At 37.1% G+C, this 23,205-nt stretch carries 2 protein-coding genes (1 of these 2 only partly in view); both read right to left on the bottom strand.

Translation table 11 applies throughout. The annotated features are described in order from the left end of the window. Positions 1-7,044, bottom strand: a 7,044-nt coding sequence (locus CJP74_RS00970; protein ID WP_147397033.1) for a two-partner secretion domain-containing protein, incomplete at its 3' end; no start/stop codon positions are given. Positions 7,045-8,055: 1,011 nt separating this feature from the next. After that, a protein-coding gene (locus CJP74_RS00965) for a hemagglutinin repeat-containing protein (protein WP_119496408.1) crosses the window boundary here: on the bottom strand, positions 8,056-23,205 show its end. 15,321 nt of this gene lie beyond the right edge of the window; 15,150 of the gene's 30,471 nt are visible here — the last part of the coding sequence; the start codon falls outside the window, past its right edge — the gene reads right to left on this strand; it ends in the stop codon at positions 8,056-8,058.

The raw sequence follows: 23,205 nt of genomic DNA, 5'->3' as shown, positions 1-23,205 counted from the left end.
TACTACCACTTGACCGTCTTTAGTCGCAGTTGAGGTTAAGCTAATGTTGTTTACATCTACTTTTTCGCTAGCTGTTACAGATACGTTTGTACCTGAAGCTTTACCACCAGCAACAACTACATTAGCACCAGAAACGCTTACATTATCATTTGCAGATTCTAAAGTAGTGTCAGTAACTGTAGTATCGCCACTTGTTGTAGATACTTCAACCTTACCACTTCCTTTAACGACTGCTTTATCTAAAGTAGTTTTATTCGGGCTAGTTAAAGTAACATTACCTGTTTGAGCAGTTGAAGTTACACTTGATTCTTTAACCGTTAACTGATCACCTGATTTTAAGCTTAAGTCAGAGCCTGATTCAACATTAGAGTTGTTTTCTAAAGTAATATTGCCTTTTTCTGCGGTAATTGTAGTTTGAGCAAAGTTAGTTACATTAGTTGCATTTAGATCAACGCTACCTGTAGTTGCATTAATAACTGCGGCTTCACCCGCATCACCAGTAAAGCTTGAGTTAGTTAAAGTAACACTAGAAGCAGTAATATTTAGCTTACCGTTTGTTGCCGTAGAGTTAGTAACTTTTACTTCACCCTCTTGTCCGATTAGGTTAACTTGAGCTTTAGAATCTGGAGTAGTGGTAATAGTTGCATTATCAAGAGTAGCAGTTTTACCCTTAACAGTCACTTTACCGTAAGCATCAGCAGTTGAAGTTAAGCTTGTTGCATTAACTGTAGTAGTTTCATTTGCTACTAGAGATACGCTTGCACCTTTAACAGCACCACCTGTAACACTTAGGTTGTTACCTGCGAGGTTGGTATTACCTTCAGCTGAGGTTAAAGTTGTTCCATTAGTGTTAAGGTTGTTACTTGCTGTAACCGCAACTCCGTTAGTACCATTAATTGTGCCACCAGTTAAAGTAACATTAGCCCCTTGTAAGTTTGCTCGGTTACTGTTAACTTCGAGATTAGTTGTAACGATTTCTTTTTCTGCAACTAAGGTGAAATTCTCGCTTGCATTAAATTTAGCTCCGCTAGTAGCCGTAAAGTTGGTTGTAGCTATACCAATATTTGCGGTAGTTACAACTACTTTATCAGCAAGATTTACGGTTGGAGCCGTAAGGTTAATCGATCTTACTGCAGTTAGCGAGGTGTTATTTAAAGTAACAGTTCCTGTTGGTGATGAAAGGTTAATATCACGTGAAGAATCAACTTTAACATTAGTTGTATTCACGTTCTCATTACCACGAAGGTTAATGTCAGTGTTACTACCTGTAGTTGTGAGATTAGTATCTATTACATTAGTACTTGTTGTATTAGCGTCACCTAAAGAGATTTCTCTTTCGTTAGCTTTAATTTCACTTTTAGCAACATTAATAGTTGTTGCACGCACACTAGTAGCTGTTGTTGATTCTACTTTAGAGTTATTAAGGCTTACTAAATCCTTACCTCTAATCACTACACTACTTGAAGTACTTTGGATGCTACTGTTATCAATACTAGTTTGACCATTAGAAGCATTTAGATCTACATAATAACCACTGATTTTTGGAGCATCTTTAACAGTTAGGTTTACGTAACCTCTTAAGGTAGCACCAGAACTAACATCAACCGTTGAAGCATTGAAATCAAGATTATTTGTTGCACATAGATGAATACCATAACCTTGAACTTGAGAGCCATTAACTAAGCTAATATTAGTACCGTAAATATAGTGAGTTCTTGTTGAATATTTAAGACCTACGTTACCTTTATCAATAGTTACATTACCTTTAGAGGCGTTAAGCGTAAAGTAATCAACAGCCCCTACAATAGCTCCAGCATTAACCGTTAGGTTGTTGTTTATAACCCCACGTACGATATTACCAGTTAGAATTGCTTGTTCACCTGTAACAATTAAATCATTTGTTATGCAAAGTCTCGTGTCGCCAGCCACATCACCTACAGTTGCATTATCAATACTGAGGTTGGTAGTATTTACGTCTAATCTATTAGTAGCACCTAAATTAGATGCAGTGTTTAGGGTTACATTTGTTGACGAAATATTAACTTGTTCACCTGATACATTTGCACTATTACTTAAAGAAATATTAGGTGCAGATACGTTTGTGTAACCTGTTGTTGACGTAAGTGTAGCATTGTCTACATTAACGTAGTTTGAGTTTATATATACGGAATTACTGAGTACTTTAGCATGGTTGCTAAAGTTAGCAGTATTAGTACGAATTGTTATATTTGCTGTACTGCAAGTTGTACTAGTAGTGCTTATAGTTGCATTATCTACATTTAGAAGAGTTGCACAAATGTAGGTGCTGTTTCCTGCACTAACTGTTGTGTTTTCTTTTATGTTAAGTGTATTAGCTCTAACATCAGTACCGTTTGTAGCCGTAACTTGGGTCGAGTTAGTTAGATTAACTTCAGTACCATTTACTCTTACATCTACTGCACCAGTAACAGTAGAGTTGTCAATATTAACATTAGTACCATTTACTCTAGCATTAGCTCCAGCATTTAGTTTACTTTGTTTGTTAAGGTTAACAGTAACACCTGAAGTATTTACATTGTTCTTAGCATTTACGGTTGCATTGCTAAGATTAGTTTGCCCCTTACTTGTAATATTTGCGGAGTTACCAGCCGTAATTTCTAAGTCAGCTAATTCAACGCCTTGATTACCATAAATAGTTAGGTTGTCACCAATAGTAAATTTATTGCTGTTGTCGAGAAGACTAAATGTACCATTAGTTACATTAAAGACAAAATCATCACCTGTAGCATAGTTAGAATTGTTGGTTACAATACTGTCTTTTGCTGTAAGACGAACATCACCGTATGTTGAGCAAACGGTAGAGTTTTGGATAACAAACTTGTTAGTTAAATTATCACCTAAGGTAATAGTATTATATCTAGTGTTAGTAGCACTAATATTGGTATTAGTAATTTCTACGTTGGCATTATTACCAGTAAAGTTTACATAACCGTTACCTGTAAAATTAGATGCATTAACTTTTAAGGTATTGTTATTAGCAACCATAAGGGTGGTAAATAGATCACCAACTTTAACATTTACATTTTCAAATTCAGCTACTTTTCCTTCTGGTGCTGTTGAATTGAAAATAAAACCTCTTGCAGTGAAGTTAGAGTTATTTACGTTAAAGTCTCCGCTACTGAGGTAGATAGTTGAATAATTGGTTTCAGTAGATAGATTACTATCAGCAACTTTTACATCACCAGTTGTGCTATAGATATTGAGCTGCTGGGTAGCATTAACTTTTACATTGCTAAGGTTAATATCAGTAGCATTAGTTCTATTTGAGAAAATATTTACATCTGTTCCTGAGGTTATGCTACTACCATTAACAAGGTTTAAAGTAGAACCAGTGCCGTTAGTTGTTAAGTTAATGTATAGACCTGCTGTTAAATTGGAGTTACTAACATTAACATCACCACTAGAGTGGAGTCTAATTACATCTACTGGAGATGTAGGCCAGAAAGCTTTTGTTGCACAGGAGGTAAGGTTAGAATCTATAACATTAATATGTTGATTACTACTAGTACAAAGAAGAACATAAGAATACGCCTCTAAAGTAGAGTTCGTAACTGTAATTGCCCCTTGATTTTTAGTAGTAACAGTAACAGAATCACCTGAAGATTTTAACTTACTGTCAACAATGTGGATTGAGGCATCAGTAGCAGTTGTACCTTTTGCATTATAGTCCTGATTGGAAGAACTTATAGTTATACCATTGCTAGCCGAAGTACCATTATCATGAGCTTGCTTATTTGCAGTAAAGTTTAGATTTTTTAAGGTTATAGTTGTAGGCTCGGTATTAACAGTCGAGTCTCTAAAGCCTAAATTTATACTACCTTCATCTGAATTAACATTAAATTTATCAATAGCAGTTACAATAGGATTATTGTTACTATCAGTGGTATTAAATGCGGTTAACAGGATAAATGTAGATTTTGTACTATTTATCGAAACATTAGAGATGTTTGTTGCCGTACCTATCCAGATGAAGTTAGCGTTTTCTTTAGCGTTGATACTTAAGTTGCTGAAGTGAGAAACTTCTTTATTCAGAAGATTTATACCCTGGGTAAGCGTAAAAACTTTCTCATCATAATTAACATTTCGATCATAGAAACTAGCTCCAAGAGTTACATTTGTTCCATTAAATGTACTGTTGCTAAAGCTAGAGCTATTGTAGTTAGCTGTACCTATACGAATATAATTACCAGCATCAATAGTTACATTATTGTAATTATTAACTAGAGAGTTGTCAGTATAGGTTCCAGTAATATTTACATTAAAGCCATCTGCACTTACATTGATTTTTTTACCAGTAGAGAAGTTAGTAAGGTTAGTTGCGGCAAAGTTAATATCTTTTACATCTGTAACATTTACGCTATTTATAGAAACGTTGGTAGTAGCATTATATCTTTGGTAAGTTGTAAATTGATTAAAGTTATCAATGTTTACATTAGTAAGGTTAATTGTACTTAAGTTAGTTCTACTACTTGCATCGTTTTCAAAAGTAATGTTGCCTGTTACATCTTTGTTTCCAGAGAAATTAGAGTTAGTAATATTAACATTAGCATCTCTGAAAGTAAAAGTAACACATGCTACATTACTAAAGTTAATCTTATCTAGGTTTGCAGATTTATTTGTTGTAACACTTAAGTAGCCTGAAGTATTTTCTACCTTAGAATTATTGAAATTTAACTCTGATCCACGGATTGAAAAATTACGAGCGCTTACATTAATATTGCTAGCATTTACACCACTGGTAGCACATGAAGAACTAATAGAGGTTGTAGTAATACTGTTAATGGTAATGTTATGTACATTTACTGTTCCGCCTGATAAAGAGACGTTATTACCAATAAAAGTATTTTTTGTAGTATCAAGAGACGTTAGATCTTGATTAATGTTAAGTGTACTACAACTTGGTGTATAAATGGAAAGATTATTGCCCGAAGCGTCGATGTAAGTATTATTAAGGGTTACTCCAGCTTTCCCATTAATGCTAACATTATAGCCCGAAGCGTTGATGTAAGTATTATTAAGGGTTACTGCAACTTCAGCATAAAGAGTAACAGGATTAGCAGCAACTAGACTTGAGTTATCAACAGTTATACTCCCACAAGTAGTACGAAGAGAAGTCCAAAATGTAGTAGAGTTTGTAGTACTATTAACAATTTTTACATCACCTTTACCAGAATACCAAAGTCTTTCAACTGTAACATTTGAGTTAGTAATATTAAAAGTATCTCCAGCCTTCGATGAAGAGTTGTAAATAAATAGATTTCCAGCGAGGGTAATATTACTATGGTGGATATTTACATATTTAGCATTAACATTAAGATTATAATTGCTGGTGGAATTTAACTCATCGTTAAGGAAGTAAAACCAAATGCTATTATTAGCTTCTAAAGTTACATTAGACGTCTGTAAAGATGTATTAATTACTGAAGCTTTAATAAAAGTTATATCATTACCTTTATTATCGCGTGCTTTATAGTTAGAGGTACTTGTAGTGCATAGGTCTGAATCTGAGTAGGAACCACCTGTTTGAGTGTTGAGATCACTCCAATCTGGAGTATCATTAATTACATAGATGCTGGTTGGGTCAAGTAACCAAGTACCTACATTACCATTTACAGATCTAGTATCTACATAAAGGTTATCTAAAAGATTTAATTGTTTTGCAGAGGTTTCTACTAAACCACCATTGCCATTAACAGAAGTTGCATAAAAAGTACCATCGTAATAAGCAGTATTACCCCAAGCGATAGCTTGACCTGCATTAGCATTAGTACCAGAAACGTTAACTTGAGCTCCATTTACAACAATAGTATTTGAAGAAAGTTTTTTCTCTCCTTTGCCCTTCTCATCACCACCAAGGTAAACTTGTCCCCCTTGGTTACCAGACGCGTTTACTAACGCAGAGCTTTCTAACCCTACTACATCACCTAATACTGTAACTGTACCGCCAGTACCAGTTGCATTAGAGGCATTGATCGTACCATTAATTACCACTAAGCCAGATTGATTGCTAATATTAGCAGCTAATTGAGCATCAGTGAAATTAGTTTGTTGTACTAAATCTGACTCAGAAGCACCGTAAAGTAAAACTTCACCATTAGCGGTAATTGATGCTTTACGAGCTGAATCAGATGTAGAAATTACATCCGCAAATTGTTCTGCTGAAGTGTAACCTACGGCAACTTTATTTGCTAATAAATACGCACGTTTAGAAACAATTTCCCCAAGGTTCACTGCTTTGTTTTCGGCAGTAACTTTGTAAGAAATTAATGGATTATCTAAATCTTGAATGGTAATTGACTGACCTGCAAGTAAGTAAACTGTACCATTTTTAGCTTCTAGGACACCAGTGTTTACAACTTGACCACCCACTAAAGCTAGAGTACCGTCATCGTTTACTTTAATTAAACCTTGGCTAAGTACACTTGCAATAGCTTGATCTTTTTCTTGATTGAATACATAGTTGCCTTTAACAAAGTCTTCGTTGCTAATATCAAGCGTAGAAGCAACTAAAGATTGTACGTTTACAACTGAGTTTGCCCCAAAAACAATACCTGCAGGGTTAACGATAAATACTTTACCGTTTGACTCTAAGGTACCAAGAATTTGCGACACGCTTCCGCCCAGCACTCGGTTAAGTACTGCAGAATTGGAACTTTCTTGGATGAATTTAACTAACTCATTGCTTTTGATATTGAATTTTTCCCATTCAATAATCGCACCATTACTGTTAGTAATGGTAGTTACTAAGTCCTTAGTAACAATATCCACTTTACCGTTTATTACAGTTGCACCAGTTAAAGAGTTACTAGCATAAGCTGTACTAATTCCTGTAAGTGGAAGGGCAAGAAGTAAACCGCCTAAAAGTTTACTTACTTTATTAAAGCTAAAGAGTTTGTTTTTACTAGTTGTGTCTGTAGCCCCTGCAGCACAATTAGTCGCTATTTCGGATACTGCTTCGAGAGAAAGAGTATTGCGATTAAACTTCAATTTGTAGATCTTATTCATAATAATTTGTACATTAAAAAAATTAAAATTTACAAATTACTACTAATTAATTGAGCGATAAAGGGAATATAAAATAGAAGGAGGGAATTTTGGGTGACAAAGAAGAATAGTAGACTCGAGAGACTTCCTTTATACAAAGGAAATATAAAAATTATTATTGTTAATGTTTAAGTTAAGATGCACCGAGAAGAAAAAATTCTGCCAGAAATTTTTTCTTAAGATCTAAAAACAATTCACACCTAATCTTTTATGACGCCCTAGGTCACTATTTAATCAAGCATTGTTACACTAAAATAGCCAATAATAGTACAGCAAAACTTGATTAATAATTAAAGTAGTAGTTATAAAATGTATTAACTCAGAGATAAGTTAAATTATTGTTATTTTGTGTTTTTAAAAAACACTGCCTTATTTTTTATTATAATCGATTTATTAACTTTATATAGGCATTTTGTTATATTTTTTTTGTTAAAATCCTTCTTAAACTCTTAAAAGGGTAAAATTTAAGAATAAAATAAGAGGTTTTAGCTAAAAATAAAGTAATTAGGTCTGTGAAATAGTGTTTTTTCTGAGTGAATTAGTCAAGAACTTATTTAAATAATTAAGCAAAGAGCTAAGTATATTTTTTTGAGTTGAGATAATTAGTAATTGCCCTGTGTTTATTTTTTTTTGAAGTTTTTTTGTAGCTTTTTTTGCGGTTTTATTTTTTCGCTTCCTTTCTTTTTTTCACTTTTGCCTTTTTTATCTTTTTTTTCATTTTTTACTACTTCTTCATTTCGTCATACCTTCTTTATTTCATGTACATTTTTTCTTCTTCATTTTTCCTTCTTCATTTTTCCTTCTTCATTTTTCCTTCTTCATTTTTTGTTTTCATTTCTTGTTTTCATTTCTTGTTTTCATTTCTTGTTTTCATTTCTTGTTTTCATTTCTTGTTTTATTTTGATTTTTCCTGCACAAAAAAAGGCAGCCCAGACGGACTGCCATTTGAAATTTACTTAAGATAAGAATTTATTACTTATCTTTACTGTTTACATTCCAGTAAACATATTTTCTACATGCTTCAACAAAACGCGTAAAGTCATGTGCTGTGATACCTAAGGTACTTAATTTAGCTTTAACTTCGTCAATATGATCAGTAATAGTTTCTGGATCATACTCAGCTAAAACCTTATCTACTACAAGGTTACAAGTTTCAAGTTGATATACTCCTGATTGTTCTAGTACAGCAATATCATCTGCAGTGAACTGAGAGATATTACCTGTGAACCAACGGGAAACATCTTGATTTCTATGACTAGAAACACTGTTTCCTTGACCATCTACGAGAGTATAGTTTGCTTGTACTTCATCACTTGAGATAGTTCCTACAGGTGTATCACGACCTGAGTCACGAGCTACTTGGTAACTTAGATTACCTTGACCATTACGACCAACTTTTCTTGTGCCGTTGTTTTCATTGCCACAGTTTTCAATAGAGAGGCGACAAATGAGCGTACGACCAGGGATGTGAGTACTATTAGTATAGTTATTATTGTTATTAACAATAGAGTTGTTATAGATAATAGTTTGGTTCTCACCCACAAAAGTTGCATTAGTTAAGTTTACATGGTTACCCGTAATATTTGTTTCTCCATATGACGAATTAATACTGCTATTAGTTACGCTAATATTACCTTCTGGATTACGAATAATTACGTCTCCCCCTGTAGAGTTAACATTAGAATCAACGAAGGTTATGTTACCAGGTACATAAGTTGGCTCATCATCTTCATCGTCGCTCGAGATAGTTGGCGTATGCACATCAATAGTTTTAGTAATAGTGATGTTGGTTAAGTTAACCACTATATCTGGAGCTGTAATGTTTAAAGTTTCTCCCGTGATATTGGAGTTAGTTAGGTTCACCGCTCCACTAGGCGTAGAAAGTGTAGTATCTGGCGAACTTAAATTCGAACCTGTAATCTCAGTATTGCCTTCTCCTGAAACAAGAGAGATATTATGATGACCGATCGTATTGGTAGAAGTAATATTAATTCCTGCTTTACCATCGAGGTCTACGGCACTAGTTGAGATATTAGATTTACTAATTGTAATATTGCCACCATTCTCAATTTTAACTTTACTATTTGAGGTGCTGGTTGCTTGTGGATCGATTAAGTTCGAACCAATTACTGTTACATTTCCACTTGCACTAATGTTAATACTTGTTCCTGAAACATTACTATCGCTTATGTTTACTGCTCCGTTAGGAGTAGAGATAGTTGTATCAGGTGAACTTACACTTGAATTTACCACGCTAATATTGCTATTAGCTGAAACTAAGGAAATGTTACTGTTAGAACTTGTTGCTGTTATCTGTGAACCATTGCTTAAGTTGATTGCAGTATTAGCATCTACGTCAACATTCACTTTTGCAGTTACATTAGAGTTTTCTACATTAACACTATCAGTTCTTGAGTAAATACGTACAGTGTTTTGGGCATTAACGCTAGAAGCATTAGTTAGACTAACACCTTGGTTCGCAGTTAAGTTTACTGACGCTTGCGTTGAAGTTAAGTTAGTTGCTTCAACTTTAGTTGCACCTTTAACTGCATCTAGGTTAACTCCATTAAGGGCAGAGATATTACTACCTGCAACAGAAGTATTGTCTTGTGCAGTTAGGTGAACATTACCACTTTGAGCGTTTATATTAGCTCCAGTAACTGTAGTTGAGCCGTTAGTAGCCTCTACCACAACATCTGAATTTGCAGAGAGGTTAGCTCCGTTAGTTAAGTTCACTGCTTTTTCTGCAGTAATTGTTACATTACCATTTGAACTTAAGTTAGAAGTACCTACAGTTGTAGTTTGGTTAGCATGTACTTTAACCGCAACTTGAGCAGAAACATTACTGTTAGCTACGCTTGTATTCTCTTTAGCGGTAATGCTTGTGGTGTTTTGGGCTGTGAGGTTAGCACCGTCAACCGATACCGAACCATTAGTTGCTTCTACCACAGCATTATTTGCAGAGAGGTTAGCTCCGTTAGTTAAGTTCACTGCTTTATCTGCGGTAACTGTTACATTACCAGCTGAACTTAAGTTAGAAGTACCTACAGTTGTAGTTTGGTTAGCGTGTACTTTAACCGCAACTTGAGCTGAAACATTACTGTTAGCTACGCTTGTATTCTCTTTTGCAGTAATCGTAGTTGTGTTTTGGGCAGTGAGGTTAGCACCGTCAAGAGTTACCGAACCATTAGTTGCCTCTACCACTACAGCATTACCTGCAGAGAGGTTAGCACCCTTAGTTAAGTTCACAGCTTTTTCTGCGGTAACTGTTACATTACCAGTTGAACTTAAGTTAGAAGTACCTACAGTTGTAGTTTGGTTAGCATGTACTTTAACCCCAACTTGAGCAGAAACATTACTGTTAGCTACGCTTGTATTCTCTTTTGCAGTGATACTTGTAGTGTTTTGCGCTGTGAGGTTAGCACCGTCAACCGATACCGAACCATTAGTTGCCTCTACCACTACAGCATTATTTGCAGAGAGGTTAGCTCCCTTAGTTAAGTTCACTGCTTTTTCTGCAGTAACTGTAACATTACCAGCTGAACTTAAGTTAGATGTACCTACAGTTGTAGTTTGGTTAGCATGTACTTTAACCCCAACTTGAGCAGAAACATTACTGTTAGCTACGCTTGTATTCTCTTTTGCAGTGATGCTTGTAGTGTTTTGGGCTGTGAGGTTAGCACCGTCAAGGGTTACCGAACCATTAGTCGCCTCTACCACTACATCTGTATTTGCAGAAAGGTTAGCTCCGTTAGTTAAGTTCACTGCTTTTTCTGCGGTAACTGTTACATTACCAGCTGAACTTAAGTTAGAAGTACCTACAGTTGTAGTTTGGTTAGCATGTACTTTAACCGCAACTTGAGCAGAAACATTACTGTTGCTAACAGATATATTCTCTTTAGCTGTAATGCTTGTAGTGTTTTGGGCAGTGAGGTTAGCACCGTCAAGGGTTACCGAACCATTAGTTGCCTCTACTACAACAGCATTATTTGCTGAGAGGTTAGCCCCCTTAGTTAAGTTCACTGTTTTTTCTGCTGTAACTGTTACATTACCAGCTGAACTTAAGTTCGAAGTACCTACAGTAGTAGTTTGGTTAGCGTGTACTTTAACTTCAACTTGAGCAGAAACATTACTGTTAGCTACGCTTGTATTCTCTTTAGCGGTAATAGTAGTTGTGTTTTGGGCTGTGAGGTTAGCACCGTCAAAGGTTACCGAACCATTAGTTGCCTCTACTACAACATTATTTGCTGAGAGGTTAGCTCCGTTAGTTAAGTTCACTGCTTTTTCTGCAGTAACTGTTACATTACCAGCTGCACTTAAGTTAGATGTACCTACAGTTGTAGTACCGTTAGAGCTTACATAAACTCCAGCTGTTGCCGTAACATTACTGTCGCTTACAGTAGTAGCTGTATTTGAAGTAAGAGAAACATTTGTTCCTTTAACTTGACCTGCAGTTACTGAGAGGTTGTTTGCACTTAATGCAACATCACCGTTTTGAGCAACTAGGTTGCTTGCGTTAGTAGTGAGGTTGTCTTTAGCACTTAGAGTAACTGCTTTAGTACCATTAATCGTACCACCAGTTAAGCTTATATTAACTGCACTTAAGGAAGCATTTTCTGCATTAACATTGAGACCTTGACTCGTAATGGTGGTTGCATTCACCGCCACATTGTTAGTTGCATTTAAGTTAGCTCCGTTAGTTACGCTAAAGTTAACTGTTTCTATACCTAGGTTAGAAGCAATAACTGTTGCATTGTCATTTAAGCTTAGATTTGGAGCAGTGAGATTAATCGATCTTACTGCAGTTAAGGTACCATTGTTTACTACTACACTACCATTTGGTGAAGCAAGGTTGAGATCGCGACCTGCTTGATAACTGGTATTAGTCGAAGTTAGCTCTTGGTCACCTGTCACACTTATATCACCATGGGTTGTTACTAAAGTAGAACCAGTAATACTTGTGTTTTGCGTTGCTAATGTTCCTAAGGAAATTTCTTGGTTAGCGGTAATTGCCGAAGCATTTACGCTAATGTTGCTCGCTTGAACATTTACGCTACCTTGACTTGTAGTAAAGTTAGAGCCATTAGACACATCTACGCGCGTTGCACTTATATTGAGATCATCACGGCTCGCAATTAAGGTGTTATTTGCCTCAAATTCATTTGCCGTAACTTTGAATGCACCTTGGTTAGCGTAAACTTTAGCGTCAGCTAAGCTTACACATCCTGCAGTTGCACAGAAGACTACATCTGTAGTGTTCGACTGATAAGTACCACCTGTAGCAACTAGATTGTTTTGTGCTTCAACACTCACTTGGCGTTGAGCTGTAATGCCTGACTGGCTGAGGTTAACCTCTCCATTTACCGCTTGGATAGAGGCATTACCATTTTGTGCTGTAATAGTTGCATTAGGTAAGCTAATGTCACCAGCTTTGGCACTAATGCTTACATTATTGTATGCGGTGATTAGCGAACCTTTATCACTAATGATTTTACCGTCAATACCAGCATCGGAAGTAATAGTTACCGAAGCACAGCTACTTGTAAGCGGTGAACCAGATAAGGTAATACCCTTATTGGCATTTACGCTAAGATTATCGTGAGCATCAATGCTTGCAGCCTTGAGAGTTGCACAACCTTCACTACTGTTAATGCTAATAGTACCTTGACGGCTAGTTACCGAGTTGTTGTTTACTTCAAGGTTGTTTTTAGCAATAAAATCAACATTTGCGGTAGTGTCAAGAGAACCGTTAGCCACAGTTAGATTATTGCTTGCTACTAGTCTAATTGCACTTGAGGCATCAGAAGTAGTTAGGTTAGAAGCTTCAACACTAATATTGTTAGCATTTACGGCAAGAGTATTTACCGAACTAATATTTGTATTGCTGAAATTAATGTTATTAGCTGCCGTAATACCTACAGTTGTAGCATTAATATTCGAGCCATTAGCCGAGAAGTTTGCTTGCTCAGCTTTAGTAGTAAATGTAACTACCCCTTTGCTTGCGTATGCATTTGCATTATCAAATGACATAGAGGCATTTGAGGTCATAACCACATTTCCTTGGCTAGAGTTATAGTTACCACCTGAAGCAGCAATAGAACCATTAGTTGCAGTTACGCTCACTTGGTTAGTTGCACTAACGCCCGAAGCACTTAAGTCAACATTGTTAGCCGCAATAACCTCGGCACGATTTCCAGCTTCAATATTTGCATTTGGAAGAGAAACATTACCTTGAGCGGTTACGCTTACATTGCCTTGAGTTGCTTTAATTTTTGCTTTTGCTCCTTCTTGATATACCCCAATGATATCCTTGTCAGCTTTGAGACTAATATCTCCAGTCTGAGAAGTAATTGGTGATACTGAGAAGGTTAGGTTATTGCTTGCATAAGCACTAATGTTGTTACTTGCAGTTACACAAGTTTGGAGCAGAGTAACATTGTTAGCGGTTAAGCTTGCATTACCTGCAGAAACAACTTGGCTGGAGTTGCTCAGGCTTAGGTTATTAGTAGCCTCTAGGTTAACATCAGCTTGTGCATTTGTTGCCGCAAAAATAGTATTTGAGGCATTAATGTTGTTAGCCACAATATCTAGGCTTTCTTGCGAAGTAATGTTAGAAGCATGGCTATTAACATTATTAGCCACTGTTAGATTAACACTACCTTGGCTAGCAGTGATATTGCTATTGTTTGCATTTAAGTTACCAACAGTTACGCTTAGATTAACTTTTGCATCAGGGCTATTAGCTCTAACATTGCTGTCATTTAAGTTGATATTGTCTTGAGCACTTACCTCAAGATTACCTGCAGTTGTTGTTAGACTAGAGTTAGTTAAACTGAGGTTGCTTGTAGCACTTAAATTAGTCGCTGTAGTTGCCGTAACACTGCTGTTAGTTAGACTGAGGTTTGTCGCACCAAGATAAGCTTTACCTTGAGAAGTAATGTTGAGCTTATCAGCTTCTACAGTACCTTGAGCTGCTTTAACAGCAATAGAGTCATTTGCAACTAGAGTTGTATTGTTTGCTACTACATTAGTTTGCGTAGCATTAACAGCAATAGTCTGAGTTGCATTTAGTACAGCATCTTTAAGTTTTACTTCTTGTGCGTTTGCGTTAATTGAACGCTCAGCACGTAGGTTAGTTGCATCGCTAACATTAACTGTACCTTGTGGTGCACTTAAGTTAATGTCTAAACCAGCTTTAACTCTAGTACTTGAAACATTAACAAACTCATTACCACTTACACTTACATTACCTGCAGTTGCGGTTAAAGTAGCACCTGTAATGTTAGTTCTCGCCGTAGTCCCATCCCCAACTGACACATCCCCTTTAGTAGCTTCTAAAGTACCTTCAGTTACATCAATCGAGTTACCACGGACAAAGGTGTGGTTAGCAGCTTTAGCGGTAGTGCTTGTTAAGTTAACTGCTTTAGTTGCAGCAATAGTGATGTTCTCACTTGTTGCATTAACTGTAGCTTGGTTAACTGTTACATTTGCACCTGCTAGAGTTACATCTGTACCACAAACTACCGAGTTATTAGTGATATTTAACTCTGCGGTTGCTGTAGCGTTAACTTCACCTTTACCAGACACTGCAGAAGTGTTGTCAAGGTTAATGTTATTTGCTTTAAGGTTCAGAGCTTCATTACTTCTAATGCTTGAATTAGTTGCATTGATGTTCTCACCTACATTAATTGCTACTGCATTAGCAGCTATGTTCGAGTTAGTCGCAATTAAGCTACTTGTAGTAGTGTTAACTACAACTTTACCGTAAGTTGCTGTTGCGGTTAAGTTAGTACCTACAGCATTAATGTCACCTGCAGTTGCAGTTACATTAACTTCATTTGCTGCTGTTACTACCGAAGATGCTAGATCAACACCTTGACCTGCAGAGATAACTGCACGGTTACCTGCATTTACATTAGCATTAGGTAGAGTTACATTACCTGTTTGTGCCGTTACGCTTACATTACCTTTAACTGCATTTAATTGTGATTTATTAGCAGCTGTAGCTTCACCGTAAACATTATTATCTGCAGTTAAGGTGATGTCACCTTCGTTTGAAGTAATTGGCGAAGCAGTGAAGGTTAGGTTGTTACCTGCTGTTGCATTTACATTCTTGGTTGCAGTTACAGTTGTTTCACTTAGCGTTACATCTGTACCTGTTAAGCTTGCATTGCCTGTTGAGGTAACACTTGTACCATTACGTAAGCTTAGGTTTTCTTTAGCGGTTAGGCTAACATCAGCGTTAGTACCAGTTGCATTAACTTCAGTACTATCTAGATCGATATTTCTAGCATCTATTTCTAGAGCTTGGTTCGAAGTAATATTCGAACTTGTAGCTGAAACATTATTACCTACAGTAACGTTTACGCTACCTAAGGTTGCAGTAATGTTGGCATTAGTTGCAGTTAAGTCACCGTTAGTTGCACTTAGGTTAACTTTAGCACCTTCAGCATTTGCAGCTACATTAGTGTTATTTAAGTTTAAGTTTTTCGCTGCAGTTAGGTCTACATTACCTGTAGTTGCCGTAACTGTAGTGTTAGTTGCTTTAAGATTTTCTGAAGCAACTACTTTAGTATTTTCTTGTGCACTTACAGTGCTGTTAGTTAATTTAACTTCAGTACCAGTTAGAGTGGTGTTACCTTTAGTTGCGTTAACTACAGTGTTAGTTGCATTAAGCTCACCAGTAGCAGTTACATTTGCATTAGTTGCACCTGTAACATTTACTTTAGTTAGAGTTACGTCAGTACCTTTAACTGCAGCGTCACCTGCAGTTGCAGTAACATTTACTTTATCTAGAGTTACTACTGTACCTGCAACGTCTGCATCACCATTTGTAGCTGAAACAGTTGTATTAGTTGCAGTTAAAGTACCAGTTGAGCTTACGTTTGCATTATTGTTCGCAGATACACAGCTGTTAGTTAGAGTAACATCTACACCTTTAACGTTAGCGTTACCAGTTGTAGCGTCAACTTTAGTATCAGTTGCAATTAACGCACCTGTAGCAGTTACATTCGCATTAGTTGCACCTGTAACATTTGCTTTAGTTAGAGTTACGTCTGTACCTTTAACTGTAGCGTCACCTGCAGTTGCAGTAACATTTACTTTATCTAGAGTTACTACTGTACCTGCAACGTCAGCATCACCATTTGCAGCTGAAACTGTTGTATTAGTCGCAGTTAGAGCACCAGTTGAGCTTACGTTAGCATTAGTGTTCGCAGATACACAGCTGTTAGTTAGAGTTACTCCATTACCTTTAACTGTAGCGTTACCAGATGTAGCGTCAACTTTAGTATCAGTTGCAGTTAAAGTGCCTGAAGCCGTTACATTTGCATTAGATGCACCTGTAACATTTGCTTTAGTTAGAGTTACGTCCGTACCTTTAACTGTAGCGTCACCTGCAGTTGCAGTAACATTTACTTTATCTAGAGATACTACTGTACCTGCAACCTCAGCATCACCTTTTGTAGCGTTAACTGTTGTATTAGTTGCAGTTAAAGCACCAGTTGAGCTTACGTTAGCATTAGCGTCAGCCGTTACACAGCTGTTAGTTAGAGTAACACCTGCACCTTTAACTGTAGCGTTACCAGTTGTTGCATTAACTTTAGTATCAGTTGCAGTTAAGCTACCTGTAGCCGTTACATTTGTATTAGTTGCACCTGTAACATTTACTTTAGTTAGAGTTACGTCTGTACCTTTAACTGTAGCGTCACCTGCAGTTGCCGTAACATTTACTTTATCTAGAGTTACTACTGCACCTGCAACGTCAGCATCACCTTTTGTAGCGTTAACTGTTGTATTAGTTGCAGTTAAAGTACCAGTAGCATTAACACTAGCATTAACGTCAGCTGTTACACTGCTGTTAGTTAGAGTTACATCCTTACCTTTAACATCTGCATCACCAGTCTTAGCTAAAACTGTAGCATTAGTTGCAGTTAAAGTACCTATTGCATTAACACTTGCATTAACTTGTGCTGTTACTGTGCTGTTAGTTAAAGCAATATCTTTTGCATTTAAGCTTGCGTTACCAGCAGATGCCGTAACTGTAGCATTATCTACATTTAGCGTGTCAGTTGCAGTTAACGTTGCATTACCCGTAGCTTCAACTTTTGCTTTGTTGTTGAGGCTTAGGTTGTTTCTTGCATTTAAAGTAATGTCAGCATCTGTACCTGTAGTAGTAATTGAAGTATTAGAACCAGTAATGTTAGTTGCATTAATGCTAATTGCATTAGCTGCAGTAACGTTAGAGTTAGTTGCTGTTACATCTTTACCTACAGTTACATTTACACTACCTGCAGTCGCAGTAATGTTACTGTTAGTTGCAGTTAAGTTACCTGAAGTCGCAGTTACATTAACTTTAGCGTCGTTACCATTAGCAGATACACTTGAACCAATTAAGTTCACGTTATTTTCTGCTTTAAGGTCTGCATTACCTTGCGTTGCAGTAACTGTTGAGTTAGTAACATTTAAGTCAGTTTTTGACTCAAGTTTAACGTTTTGTGATGCATTAACGCTTGAGTTAGTTACATTAACTGCTTTACCAGATAGGCTGGTATTAGCTGTAGAGTTAATGCGTGAAGAATTAGATACATCTAAGCTTGCCTTAGCTGTAACTGTAACATTAGCACTTGTACCCGTAGCATTTACAGTTGTGTTGCTGAGGTTAATGTTGTTCGCGTTAAGAGCTAAATCATCACGAGCAGTAATGTTACTGTTCGTTGCATTAATGTTTTGCCCAACTTGAACTTTAACGCTACCTGCAGTTGCCGTTAGGTTACTGTTCGTTGCTGTTAAGTTACCCTTAGTTGCGGTTACATTAACTTTAGCATTGTCTGTATTCGCAGTTACATTGCTATTTTCAAGGTTGATATTGTTAGTTGCATTTAAGTCAACATTGCCTGTTTTAGCATTAACTTTAGTGTTAGTTAAGCTAATGTTATTGCTTGCACTTAAGTTAGCTGAAGTTGAGGCATTAACAGTTGAACTCGTTAGAGTTACATTATTTGCGGCAATAGCTACCCCAGCCCCACGAGAAGTGAGGTTTAGAGCTTGGCCTGTTACATTGCCTTTAGCAGCTTTAACTTCAATTGATTGGTTAGCTACTAGAGTTGCATTATCTGCATCTACATTATTTACAGTAGCATTTACACCAATTGTTGTTGCTGCATTTAATACGGTTTTATTAATGCTTACGTTTTGTGCCGTTACGTTAATTGAACGGTCAGCACGTAAGTTAGTACTGTTAGTGATATTAACTGTACCATTTGGAGCACTTAGGTTAACGTCTAAGTGAGCTTTAATTGTAGTTCCAGAAGCATTAACAAACTCATTACCACTTACACTTACATTACCTGCAGTTGCGGTTAAAGTAGCTCCAGTAATGTTAGTTCTCGCCGTAGCTCCATCCCCAATAGACACATCACCTTTAGTAGCTTTTAAAGTACCTTCAGTTACATCAATAGAACTACCACGCACAAAAGTGTGGTTAGAGGCATTAGCGTTTAGAGCGGTTAAGCTTACAGCTTGGTTAGCTTTAATAGTTATATTTTCACTTGTAGCATTAACGGTTGCTTGCTGAACTTTAACTGTATCACCCGCCAGATTTACTGATGTACCGCAAACTACAGAGTTATCTGTAATATTTAGTTCCGAGGTTGCAGTAGCATTAACTGCTCCTAGGTTAGATTGAGCTTTAGTGTTGTTGAGGTTAATATTTTTTGCTTTAAGTTCTAAAGCTTGGTTACTTACAATTGCACTATTAGTAGCATTAATATTCTCACCTACATTAATACTTACGCTATTAGCGGCAATATTACTGTTAGTCGCAAGAAGATTGCTATTTGTAGTGTTAACTACAACTTTACCTGTAGATGCAGTTGCGGTGAGGTTAGTGCCTGTAGCAATAATGTCACCTGCAGTAGCAGTTACATTAACTTCATTTGCTGCTGTTACTACTGAGCTGTTTAAGTCAACTTGGTTACCTGCAGAGATTACCGCACGGTTACCTGCTGTTACATTAGCATTAGGTAGAGAAACGTTACCTTCTTTAGCCTTAACGGTTACATTACCTTTGCTTGCGTTAAGCTCAGACTTACCATCTACAGCTGCTACACCTTGGATATTTTGCTCTGCAGTTAGAGTAATATCTCCAGCTTTAGCAGTGATTGGTGAAGCTGTGAAGCTGAGGTTATTGGTTGCTGTAACGTTAACATTATTCTCTGCAGTTACAGTAGTAGTGCAAAGAGTTACATTATTACCATTAAAGCTTGCATTACCTGTTGATACTACTTTAGAGCCATTGGTTAAGCTGAGGTTATTGCTTGCTTTGAGGCTAACATTTGCATCAGCACCTGTAGTGGTAAATGAGGTATTAGAACCACTGATGTTATTTGCTTCAATAGCAATAGCATTGTAAGAAGTTAGGCTTGAGTTAGTTGCACATACGTCTTTACCTACACTTACTTTAACGCCAGCTGTTGGTGATTTCACTGCAACATTTTCTAAGGTTAAGGTACCGTTAGTTGTATCTAGAGCTGTGAAGTTAACATTAGCTCCAGATGAAGTATAAGTACCATTAGTTGCAAGAATAGCTCCAGAAGTGGACTTCACATCTATGTCTTTAGCAGCTGAAGCACTTGCATTTGCAAGGTTAATGTTATTTGTTGCTGTAACTTCTACGCTACCTGCAGTTGCCGTTAAGCTTGCGTTAGGTAATGTTAAGTTCTCACCTGCTTTAACAACAATATTTTGTGCAGCAGTTAACTCAGAACCTTTCTCTGCTACAACCTTACCTGTAATGTTCTTAGCCGCATTAATCGTAATGTTGTTACCTGAGTTAATTGGTGATGCACTAAAGCTTACATTACCAGCTTTAGCATCTACAGTTACATTACCTTTTGTAGTGTTTACTGTAGTCTCGCTCAGAGTTAGATCACCTGCTTGAGCTACGAGGCTAGTGTTACCTGTAGCGTTAATGCTTGTGCCGTTAGTTGCGTTTAGAGCATTTCTTGCTGTTAACTCAACATTTGAGTTAGTACCAGTTGCATTAACTGTAGTGTTATTGAGGTCAATGTTTTGGGCTTTAACTACGAGGCTATCACGCGAAGTGATGTTAGTCGTAGTTGAGCTTACATTGTTACCTACGTTTACATTAACACTGCCACGAGTTGCACTAATGTTTGCTTTAGTTGTAGTTAAGTTACCTGATGTTGCACTGATGCTAACTTGGCCATCTTGGGCATTTGCACTTACATTTGTGTTAGCGAGGTGAACATTATTAGTTGCATTTAGCTCAACATTAGCATTTACCGAGTTAACTTTAGAGTTAGTTAAGCTGAGGTTATTGCTTGCACTTAAGTTAGCTTGGTCTGCTGTATTAACAGTTGCATTGTTTAAGTTTATGTTTTTAGCGGCAATAGCTCCCCTACCTTCACTTACTGTGAGGTTGAGACCTGTAGCAGTTACATTACCTTGAGCAGCTTTAATTTCAACTGAGGTATTTGCTACTAGAGTTGCATTATCTGCTTCTACATGGTTGAGAGTAGCATTAACACCAATAGTTGTTGCTGCATTTAATACCGTGTTATTAATGCTCACGTTTTGTGCCGTTACATTAATTGTACGATCAGCACGTAAGTTGGTACTGTTAGTGATATTAACCGTACCTTGAGGTGCACTTAAGTTAATGTCTAAGTGGGCTTTAACTCTAGTCCCAGATACATTAACAAACTCATTACCACTTACACTTACATTACCTGCAGTTGCATTTAATGTAGCTCCAGTAATGTTAGTTCTCGCCGTAACTCCATCCCCAACTGACACATCACCTTTAGTTGCTTCTAAAGTGCCTTTAGTAATATCAATTGAACTACCACGGACAAAGGTGTGGTTAGAAGCATTGGCTGTAGTGCTTGTTAAGTTAACTGCCTTAGTTGCCGTAATAGTAATGTTCTCACTTGTTGCGTTAACTGTAGCTTGGTTAACCGTTACATTTTCACCAGCTAGAGTTACATCTGTACCACAAACTACAGAGCCATTAGTGATATTTAACTCTGCGGTTGCTGTAGCATTAACTTCACCTTGGCTTGCTTGAGCTTTAGTGTTGTTGAGGTTAATGTTTTTTGCTTGGAGGTTGAGATCTTCATTACTACTAATGTTTGAATTAGTTGCGTTAATATTCTCACTCACATTAATAGCTACGGCATGAGCCGAGATATTGCTATTAGTTGCAATTAGGCTCGCAGCACTTGCATTAACGATTACTTTACCGTCAGTTGCAGTTGTTGTGAGGTTTGTACCTGTAACAATAATGTTACCTTTAGTAGCACTTAGGTTAACCTCATTGCTTGCCTTAACCTGAGCGTTATTTAAGTCAACCTGGTTAGCAGCCGAGATTACAGCACGTTTACCAGCGTTTACTTGAGCATAAGGTAGAGTTACATTACCTGCTTTGGCACTTACGCTTACATTACCATTTAAGGCATTTAATTCTGATTTACTCGAAGCTGTAGCTTCACCATAAACATTGTTGCCTGCTGTAAGCTTAATATCACCTTGGGCTGAAGTAATTGGCGAAGCAGTAAAGGTTAGGTTGTTACTTGCCGTAGCTGTAACCTCTTTAGTTGCCGTTACTGTAGTTTGACTGAGAGTAACATCTTTACCTGTAAAGGTAGCGTTAGCTGTAGAAGTAACGCTAGATTTATTGTTGAGGCTGAGGTTATTAACTGCAGTTAGAGTTACATCAGCATCTGGTGCCGTTACTTCAACTTTAGTGTTGTTGAGGTTAATGTTATTAGCATTGATTGCTAAGCTTTCTTCTGAAGTTAGGTTCGAAGTTAAGGCATTAACATCCTGACCAACGCTTACTTTTATGCTACCTTGGGTTGCGGTAATATTGGCATTAGAAGCATTGAGGTTGCCCTCTTTAGCAGTTAGGTTAACTTGAGCATTGTCATTATTAGCTCCTACATTTGAGGCATTGAGCTCTAGGTTTTTCTCTGCAGAGAGATCTACATTACCTGTAACTGCTTTAACATCTGTGTTAGTTAGACTCAGGTTATTAGTTGCCTTAAAGTCAAGACTAGTTGTAGCATTTGCTCGTGAATCAGTTAGAGTTAGATTATTTGCGGCAATAGTTACCCCAGCCTCACGAGAAGTGAGGTTGAGAGTTTGCCCAGTTACATTGCCTTGGGCTGCTTTAACTGTAATTGAGTCGTTTGCTACAAGAGTTGTGTTTTCTCCTGTAACGTTTTTATTAGTTGCTTCTACGCCAATAGTTTGCGTTGCATTTAAGGTGCTATCTTTGAGTTTAACTTCTTGTGCGGTTACATTAATCGAACGCTCAGCACGTAGGTTAGTTGTATCACTAACATTAACTGCACCTTGCGGAGCACTTAAGTTAATGTCTAGGTGTGCTTTAATTGTAGTTCCAGAAACATTAACAAACTCATTACCTCTTACACTTACATTACCTGCAGTTGCGGTTAAAGTCGCACCAGTAATGTTAGTTCTCGCCGTAGCCCCATCCCCAACTGACACATCTCCTTTAGTAGCTTCTAAAGTACCTTTAGTAATATCAATTGAACTACCACGCACAAAGGTGTGGTTAGAGGCATTTGCTGTAGTGCTAGTTAGGTTAACGCCCTTAGTTGCTGTAATAGTGATGTTCTCACTTGTTGCATTAACATTTGTCTGTTGAACTTTAACGGTATCTCCCGCCAGATTTACTGCCGTACCACAAACTACAGAATTATTTGTAATATTTAATGCCGAAGTTGCAGTAGCATTAACTGCTCCTAAGTTAGATTGAGCTTTAGTGTTGTTGAGGTTAATGTTTTTCGCTTTAAGCTCTAAAGCTTGGTTACTTACAATCGCACTAGTAGTAGCATTAATATTCTCACCTACATTAATACTTACGCTATTAGCGGCAATATTACTGTTAGTCGCAAGAAGATTGCTATTTGTAGTGTTAACTACAACTTTACCTGTAGTTGCAGTTGCGGTGAGGTTAGTGCCTGTAGCAATAATGTCACCTGCAGTTGCACTTACATTAACTTCATTGCTCGCCTTCACTACTGAGTTAGTTAACTCTACTTGTTTTTGCGCCCTAATCGAAGCATGATTACC

It is taken from the genome of Psittacicella melopsittaci, from assembly GCF_003585925.1.
GTDB classification, from domain to species: Bacteria; Pseudomonadota; Gammaproteobacteria; order Enterobacterales; family Psittacicellaceae; genus Psittacicella; species Psittacicella melopsittaci.
This window is presented reverse-complemented; position numbering and strand designations above follow the sequence as displayed.